The organism is Micromonospora sp. DT63 (assembly GCF_049841615.1).
In the GTDB taxonomy this organism is placed as follows: Bacteria; Actinomycetota; Actinomycetes; order Mycobacteriales; family Micromonosporaceae; genus Micromonospora.
In genome coordinates this window covers 182,642-190,789 of record NZ_JBNCKQ010000011.1, presented here as the reverse complement: position 1 = coordinate 190,789, position 8,148 = coordinate 182,642, and the positions used below count along the sequence as shown (strand labels likewise).

At 71.2% G+C, this 8,148-nt stretch carries 6 protein-coding genes; 5 read left to right on the top strand and 1 reads right to left on the bottom strand.

Annotation, left to right across the window (positions count from 1 at the left end):
- Positions 1–205: 205 nt before the first annotated feature.
- Positions 206–415, bottom strand: coding sequence for a PspC domain-containing protein (locus ACLQ27_RS30075; protein ID WP_234589045.1), 210 nt, complete (start codon positions 413–415; stop codon positions 206–208).
- A gap of 402 nt (positions 416–817) precedes the next feature.
- Here ACLQ27_RS30075 and ACLQ27_RS30070 point away from each other — a divergent pair, with 402 nt between their 5' ends.
- The 5 genes from ACLQ27_RS30070 (at position 818) to ACLQ27_RS30050 (ending at position 8,117) form a co-directional block, all read left to right on the top strand.
- The gene (locus tag ACLQ27_RS30070; RefSeq protein ID WP_425869884.1) at positions 818–2,188 is read left to right on the top strand and encodes an L-serine ammonia-lyase; all 1,371 of its coding nucleotides are present in this window, start codon (positions 818–820) and stop codon (positions 2,186–2,188) included.
- Between the two features lie 70 nt (positions 2,189–2,258).
- Positions 2,259–3,086, top strand: coding sequence for an ABC transporter permease (locus ACLQ27_RS30065; protein ID WP_357490995.1), 828 nt, complete (start codon positions 2,259–2,261; stop codon positions 3,084–3,086).
- Position 3,087: 1 nt separating this feature from the next.
- Positions 3,088–3,834 carry an ABC transporter ATP-binding protein gene (locus tag ACLQ27_RS30060; protein WP_425869881.1) on the top strand — a complete coding sequence of 249 codons (747 nt, stop codon included), beginning with the start codon at positions 3,088–3,090 and terminating at the stop codon, positions 3,832–3,834.
- Positions 3,831–5,891 carry a DUF5941 domain-containing protein gene (locus tag ACLQ27_RS30055; RefSeq protein ID WP_425869879.1) on the top strand — a complete coding sequence of 687 codons (2,061 nt, stop codon included), beginning with the start codon at positions 3,831–3,833 and terminating at the stop codon, positions 5,889–5,891. Before ACLQ27_RS30060 ends, ACLQ27_RS30055 begins: the two co-directional genes overlap by 4 nt.
- Positions 5,892–5,906: 15 nt before the next feature.
- A complete protein-coding gene (locus ACLQ27_RS30050; protein ID WP_425869877.1) occupies positions 5,907–8,117 on the top strand; it encodes a bifunctional glycosyltransferase/CDP-glycerol:glycerophosphate glycerophosphotransferase in 2,211 nt (736 codons plus the stop codon).
- Positions 8,118–8,148 lie beyond the last annotated feature (31 nt).

Sequence of the window (8,148 nt, the reverse complement as noted above, 5' to 3'; positions counted from 1 at the left end):
CATGACCCTCGGCTGGGCCACCCCCGGTGAGAAAATGGCCCAGCTACTCGGTGTTGCAACCACCGGTTGAGCCCGCCCTGCTAACGGAAACTGTCCAAGATCTGGAAGCGGAATGCCGGTTTGCCGTGCCGTGCCGTGGCCGGGAGGCCGGGAGGCCACCACATCGTTTGACGTGGTGGCCTCCGGGCTGCGCTGTCGTGGTGGGTCAGTGGCCGGTGGAGGCGAGGTAGCGGTCCTCGTTGGGCATGAGGACCCAGAGGATCAGGTACACGATCACCTGGGTGCCGGGCAGCAGCAGCGACAGCAGGAACAGCAACCGGACCATCCCGGCGGACATGCCGAACCGCTGACCGAGGCCGGCGCAGACACCGGCGAGCATGCGCCCCTGGCGGGGCCGAACCAGTTTGCGACTCATCGTCGTACTCCCACTCTGCGGCTGTGCGCCGCGTCTGCAATCCACGGTACGAAGGGGTGGCCATCCCGCCCTCGGTCCCGAGGAGGATCGGCGACCCGTGGACCCGTAGGTGCATTACCCGGGCCAACCCTCCCCAACTCCTCCCACACCGCCCCGCGATCTTGCACTTTCTGTCGCGACAGAAGGTTCATACCCACCCGTATCGACGACCGAAAATGCGAGATCGGCGCGAGGGTCTGGCGGGGTCGGGGCTGGGGGTGGGCGGGTAGGCTCGCTGGTTGGGCACCCATACCCCGGGTGACCGACGGCCCCCCGACCGGGCGGCCACGAGCGGGGCCGCCTGACCGGTGGCCACGAACCGGGCAGATCCCGTACGACGGGAAACGCCGAGGAAGCGCAGCCATGATCAGTGTTTTCGACCTCTTCAGCGTCGGCATCGGGCCGTCCAGCTCGCACACGGTGGGGCCGATGCGGGCCGCCCGTACGTTCGTGCTCGGGCTCAAGGCCGACGGGCTGCTCACCGAGACGGCGCGGGTGCAGGCCGAGCTGTTCGGTTCGCTGGGCGCGACCGGCCACGGGCACGGCAGCGACCGGGCGGTGCTGCTGGGGCTGGCCGGTGAGGCGCCGGAGACGGTCGATACCGACACCGTCGGTCCGCGCGTCGAACGGATCCGCGCCGAGCGGCGGATCAGCCTGCTGGACGCGCACGAGATCGACTTCGACCCGGACCGGGACCTCACGCTGCACCGTCGCCGGTCGCTGCCGTACCACCCGAACGGGATGACCTTCGTGGCCTTCGACGCGGCCGGGGAGCAGATCAGGGCCCGCAGCTACTACTCCGTCGGCGGTGGCTTCGTGGTGGACGAGGCGGCGGCGGGCGCGGACCGCATCAAGCCGGACACGACGCGGGTGCGGTACCCGTTCCTGACCGGGGCGCAACTGCTGGAGGTCACCACCCGCACCGGCCTGTCGATCAGCGAGGTGATGCTCGCCAACGAGCGCTCGTGGCGCAGCGAGGCGGAGATCCGGGCCGGCCTGCTGGAGATCTGGTGGGTGATGCGGGAGTGCGTGCAGCGCGGCTGCGAGCGGGACGGCGTACTCCCTGGGGGTTTGAAGGTTCGGCGGCGCGCGGCGGAGCTGCGGCGCGGCCTGGAGGCGGACGCCGGGACTGCCGACCCGCTGCACGCGATGGACTGGGTGACGCTGTTCGCGCTCGCGGTCAACGAGGAGAACGCGGCGGGCGGCCGGGTGGTCACCGCGCCGACGAACGGCGCGGCGGGGATCATCCCGGCGGTGCTGCACTACTACGCCCGGTTCATTCCGGACGCGGATGACGACGGTGTGGTGCGGTTCCTGCTGACGGCCGGTGCGATCGGCGTGCTGTTCAAGGAGAACGCGTCGATCTCCGGCGCGGAGGTCGGCTGTCAGGGTGAGGTCGGCTCGGCCTGCTCGATGGCGGCGGCGGGGCTGGCCGAGGCGCTGGGCGGCACTCCCGAACAGGTCGAGAACGCCGCCGAGATCGGGATGGAGCACAACCTCGGGTTGACCTGTGACCCGGTGGGTGGCCTGGTGCAGATCCCCTGCATCGAGCGGAACGCGGTGGCTAGCATCAAGGCGATCACGGCCGCCCGGTTGGCCCTGCGCGGCGACGGCGTGCACAAGGTGTCGCTGGACAAGGTCATCAAGACCATGCGGGAGACGGGCGCCGACATGAAGGTCAAGTACAAGGAGACGGCGCGTGGCGGTCTGGCCGTCAACGTGATCGAGTGCTGAACCCGTAGATTCGGGGCATTCGTTCACCGACTGCTAGCCTGGCGTCCGTTTCAGGAGGCGGGAGGCTGCGGTGACCTCTGGCGTCGCGGCCCTGTGGTCGCACCGCAACTCGCTGCGCATCCTGGTCCGACGGGACCTGGCGGTCAAGTACCAGCAGTCGGTGCTGGGCTACTTCTGGTCGCTGATCGAGCCACTCGGCATGGGCGCCATCTACTGGTTCGTCTTCGGGGTGCTCTACTCCCGGGACACCGGTCGGCACCTCGGCGAGGCGGCCGGGTCGTACCCGCTGTTCCTGATCACCGGGATCTTCGCCTGGATGTGGACCAGTTCGGCGCTGAGCGAGGCCACCAACGCGCTGACCGGCCAGTCCCGGCTGATCACCACGATGAACGTGCCACGGCAGGTCTTCCCGATCGGCCGGGTCACCGGGCGGTTCGCCGAGTACGCGGCCGGCCTGCCGATCCTGATCGCCATCGCGGTGATCTACGCGGCGCACGGCCGGATCCATCCCGGCTGGTCGCTGCTCGCCCTGCCGCTCGCGGTGGCGGTGCAGGCGGTGCTGCTGACCGGGCTGGCCCTGCTGCTGTCCGCGTGGAACGTGCTGATGCGCGACGTGGAGCGGTTCCTGCGACTGATCATCCGGGTGCTGTTCTACGCCACGCCGATCATCTATCCGTTCAGCCTGGTCCGGGAGTCCAACCTGCCGGGCTGGCTGAAGGTGGTGTACGAGCTGAACCCGCTGGTCGGGATCTTCCAACTGCACCACGCGATCTGGTACCCGGACGAGTTCCCGGACGCTCGGCTGCTCACCACCACTGTCGTCGGCAGCCTGCTGGTGCTGGCCGCCGGCTGGTGGTCGTTCCGCCGGTTGGAACCCGCTGTGCTCAAGGAACTCTGAGATGGCCACGCCGATCATCGAAGCGGACGGTCTGGGCATCCGGTTCGTCCGCAACCGTCGCCGCCAACTGCGGCTGCGCGAGCTGTTCATCCACCGGGGCGGGCGCGGCGCCCTGCCCGGTCAGTTCTGGCCGCTGCGTGACGTGTCGTTCACCGTGGCGCCCGGTGAGACCGTCGGGGTGATCGGCCGCAACGGCACCGGCAAGAGCACCCTGCTGCGGTTGATCGCCGGGGTGCTCATCCCCGACGAGGGCGACATCCGGGTGCACGGCGCGGTGGCGCCGCTGTTGGAGTTGTCCGCCGGTTTCTCCAACGACCTGACCGGGCGGGAGAATCTGCACCTGGTCGGTGGGCTGCACGGACTGTCGACGGGCTACCTGAAGCGGCACTTCGACGAGATCGTCGAGTTCGCGGGTAAGCAGGTGGAACGAGCCATCGACACGTCGGTGCGGCACTACTCGTCGGGGATGAAGGTGCGGCTCGGCTTCGCGATCATCTCGCGCCTGCCGCACCCGATCCTGCTGATGGACGAGGTGACCGCGGTCGGGGACGCGGAGTTCCGCGAGAAGTGTTACGCGACGATTGATCGTCTGCTCGGAGAGGGGCGCACGCTGGTGCTGGTGTCACACAACGAAAAGGACCTGACCCGGTTCTGCCGTCGGGGGTTGTACCTCGACGCGGGCCGGTTGACGCTCGACGGCACCATCGCCGAGGCGCTCGACGCGTACAACGCCGCGGTTCCGCGGTGACGCTCGCGATCGTGCTCGCAGCCGGGACGCCCGCGGCGGGCCTGACCACCGCGTCCGGCGAGCCGCTGGCCGACCGGCTCGCCGTCCAGCTGCGCCGGGCCGGGGCGACCGAGGTGCGCTTCGCCGCCACCCTCGACGAACTGGCCGCGCTTGCCGATGACGCCGACGGGCCACTGCTGATCAGTGGCACCGACCTGGTGGCGCACACCGCAGTGCTGAGGCACCTCGCCACCAGTCCGGTGGGACCGACAGTGGCGCTGGTGCTGACCGACCCGCCGGTGCCCGGACGGACGGCCGTGCGCGAGGAGCGCGGCCAGATCGTCGACGCCGGCCCCCTGGATGCCCTCGACGGCGACGCCACGGGCGTGTTCGGTGGCGCGCTCCGGGTCGGCGTGGACGACCTGCCGAATCTCGCCGCCGCCGCCCGCGCCGCAGCGTCCGAGATGCTGCCCGTCGCCGCCCCGATCGGCCCGGCCGGTGACGTGTCGCCGCTGCCGGTGGCCGGCGGTGTGGGCTCGGCGGGCTCGGCCGCCGCCGGTGGTCCCGGGTCCGCCGTGGACCGGCTCGTCGCGGGTCTCGCGGCGCTCGGCACCCTGATCTTCGCCCAGCGGGTACGCCTGCTCGTGGCGCACCGCGTCGAGGACTCGGCCGGGTTGGTCGCCGCCGAGGCGGCGGTGACGGCTGTCGACGAGGACCGCGCCGAGCTGCGGCTGTCGGTGAAGGAGAAGGACGACTTCTTCTCCACGTACTTCGTCAGCACCTGGTCGCCGTACGTCGTGCGGCTCGCCGCCCGGCTGCGGCTCACCCCGACCGGGGTCACGGTGATCTCGGTGCTGTTCGCGCTGGCAGCCGCCGTGCTGTTCGGAGTCGGCGGGCGGCCCGCGCTGGTGGGCGGCGCGGTGCTGCTCTACCTCGGCTTCGTGCTCGACTGCGTGGACGGCCAGTTGGCCCGCTACACCCGGCACTTCAGCGCGTGGGGCGGCTGGTTGGACACGATGGCCGACCGGGCGAAGGAGTACCTGGTCTACGCCGGTCTGGGCTTCGGAGTCAGTCACGCCGGGCTGGGCAACGGCTGGGCCCTCGCCATCGCCGCGATGACGTTGCAGACCGTCCGGCACATGACCGACACCTGGTACGGGGTACTGCACGACGAGGCGGCACGCCGGCCCCGGACGGCGGCGGGTGCCAGCGGCGGCATCGGCGACCGGCTGAACGCCGCGTCGACGCGGGTGCAGGCGGACACCGGCTCGCTGTCGTACTGGCTGAAGCGGACCGTGGTGTTCCCGATCGGTGAGCGGTGGGCGCTGATCGCGCTGACCGTGGCGCTGTTCAACCCGCTGGTCAGCCTCATCGCGGTGCTGGTCTGGGGTGGGTTGGCTTTCGCGTACACCGGTGCCCTGCGCACGTTGCGGGCCCGCTGGATGCGGGTGCCGGTGCTGGACACGGTCGACGCGACCCTGCACCGCGACGACGGCCCGCTGGCCCGCCGGCTGCCGGTGGTCCGCCCGATGGGGCCGCTCACCCTGGCGGTGATCGCCGCGCTCGCCCCGGCGGTGCTGCTGGTCGCCGCCCTGCTGGACGACTCGCCGACGGGACTGCGGTGGGCGGTGCCGGTGGCGTTGCTGGTGCTGCTGGCCGGTGGCCTCGGCGCCAGGGCCGCGCACAACGGCCCCCTGGACTGGCTGGTGCCGGCGGCGCTGCGGGCCGCCGAGTACCTGTTCGCGATCGCCGTCGGGGTGGTCGGCGACGCGCCGGGCTGGCTGATCTTCGGCTACGTCTTCGTGCTCGCCGTGCACCACTACGACCTGACGGCCCGACTGGAGAAGCGGCAGACGGCGCCGCCGCTGCACCTCGCCACCCTGGGCTGGGACGGACGTTCGGTGCTGCTGGCCCTCGCGGCGATTGCCGGCATCGTGAGTATCGGCATGGCTACACTCGGTGCGTACCTTCTCGTGGTTTTCGTGGCGAGCGTCGTCCTGGCCTGGTTTGTCCGGCCGGCCCGTAGCGCGCGGGCGTCGGCCGCGCCGGTGGGCGCGGGAGGTGTCGCGCCGCGCTGACGAAGGGACGGCCGGATGACCCTGATCAGTTTCGTGGTGCCGGCCTTCCGGGTGCAGGGATATCTGCGCGAGTGCCTGGACTCGATCCTCGGCCAGCCGGAGACCGACCTTGAGGTGATCGCCGTCGACGACTGCTCGCCCGACGCCAGCGGCGAGATCATCGACGAGTACGCGGCCCGCGACCAGCGCGTCCGGTCGGTCCGGCTGTCGGAGAACGTCGGCCTCGGTCCAGCCCGCAACATCGGGCTGGACCGGGCTGTCGGCGAGTACGTGTGGTTCATCGACGGGGACGACTGGCTGGCGCCGGACTGCCTGCGGGAGGTGGCCGACCGGCTGCGCGCGACCCGGCCGGACGTGCTGCTGGTGGACCACGTCCGGACGCACTGGAACGACACCGCCACCCGCAGCGCGATGGCCGAGGTGTTCCCGGAGTCGCCCCCAGTTGCTACCTTCCGGCTGCGGGACCGGCCGGAGGCGATGCGGCTGCTGCACACCGCCTGGAACCGGCTGGTCCGCCGGGAGTTTCTGGTCGAGCTGGGATTGCGCTTCTCGGACGGCTGGTACGAGGACGTCTCGTTCAGCTACCCCGTGCTGATGGCGGCGCAGCGGATCGGCGTACTGGACCGGGTCTGCGTCAACTACCGGCAACGTCGGGCGGGCGCGATCACGAAGACCAGAGGGGACCGGCACTTCGAGGTGTTCCCGCAGTGGCACCGGGTCTTCCATCTGATGGACGCCTGGTCGCCGGCGGTGGACGAGCTGCGCCCGGCGGTCTTCGAACGGATGATCTGGCACTACCTGACCGTGCTCGGGAACGGTCAACGGATCGCCCCGGAACTGCGGCCGGCGTTCTTCGCGCAGATCACCGCCGACTACGCGCGGTGGCTGCCGGACGGCGGGTACCCGGTGCCGGAGGGCGTCGAGGGAATCAAGCACCGGCTGGTGGCGACCGGCCGGTGGCGGACGTTCAGCGCGCTGCGGGCCGCCAGCCGGGCCCGCGACACGGCACGGAGGCAGGCACGTACCGCCCGCCGTCGGGTCGGGCCGGTGGCCCGGCGCGGCGCGCGGCTGACCCGAGACGGGCTGCTGCGCGAGTACTACCGGGCCGAGCTGCGCCGGCCGGTGGACCCGACGCTCGCCGTGTACGCGGCCTACTGGTACCGCGGGTACTCCTGCAATCCGGCCGCGATCTACGAGGCGGCCCGCCGGCTGGCCCCCGAGGTGCGGGGCGTGTGGATCGTGCGCCGCGACCGGGTGGACGCCGTACCGGCCGGGGTGGAGTACGTCGTCGCCGGCACCCCGGCGTACTACCGGGTCCTCGCGCGGGCCCGGTGGTTGGTCAACAACGTCAACTACCCGGACTTCGTGCGCAAGCGGCCGGAACAGGTGCATGTGCAGACCCACCACGGCACTCCGGTCAAGGTGATGGGGCTCGACCAGCAGCGTTACCCGATCGGCGCGGGCCGGATGGACTTCGCCGGCCTGCTGCGCCGGGTGGACCGCTGGGACTACAGCGTCAGCGCCAACAGCTTCTCCACCCAGATGTGGGACCGGGCCTATCCGGCCACCTACACGACGCTGGAGGTGGGCTATCCGCGCAACGACCGGCTGGCCACGGCCAGTCCGGACGACGTACGCCGGCTACGCGCCGAGTTCGGCATCGGGCCCGACGAGCAGGTGGTCCTGTACGCCCCGACGCACCGCGAGCACCTGCCCGGCTACCGGCCGCCCTTCGACCCGGACCGGCTCGTCGCCGCGCTCGGTGACTCGGGGCGGCTGCTGATGCGCAGCCACTACTTCCACGACCGGGAACGCCGGCCCGGCCGGCCGCTGGACTTCCAGCGGGTGCGCGACGTGAGCGGCTACCAGCGGGTGGAGGACCTCTATCTGGTCGCCGACGTGCTGGTCACCGACTACTCCTCGGCGATGTTCGACTATGCGGTGCTGGACCGGCCCATCGTGCTCTACACCCCGGACTGGGAGGCGTACCGCCTGGCGCGGGGTGTCTACTTCGACGTCACCGCGGAGCCACCGGGGGCGGTGGCCGCCACGTTCACCGACCTGCTCGACCTGTTCCGCACGGACGCGGTGCGCTCCGACGCGGCGCACAAGGCCCGCCAGCACTTCCGGGGGCGGTTCTGCCGGCTGGACGACGGGCAGGCGGCCGAACGGGTGGTGCGCCAGGTGTTCCTCGGCGAGCAGCCCGAACCGTCGCCGGGCTGCTGACCGCAACGACGTCGCGTGCCGCGTAATAGCG

Bases quoted from the DNA above. Each gene is read 5' to 3' on its own strand.
- ACLQ27_RS30075 (WP_234589045.1), bottom strand. From the start codon at position 415: ATGAGTCGCAAACTGGTTCGGCCCCGCCAGGGGCGCATGCTCGCCGGT.
- ACLQ27_RS30070 (WP_425869884.1), top strand. From the start codon at position 818: ATGATCAGTGTTTTCGACCTCTTCAGCGTCGGCATCGGGCCGTCCAGC.
- ACLQ27_RS30060 (WP_425869881.1), top strand. From the start codon at position 3,088: ATGGCCACGCCGATCATCGAAGCGGACGGTCTGGGCATCCGGTTCGTC.
- ACLQ27_RS30050 (WP_425869877.1), top strand. From the start codon at position 5,907: ATGACCCTGATCAGTTTCGTGGTGCCGGCCTTCCGGGTGCAGGGATAT.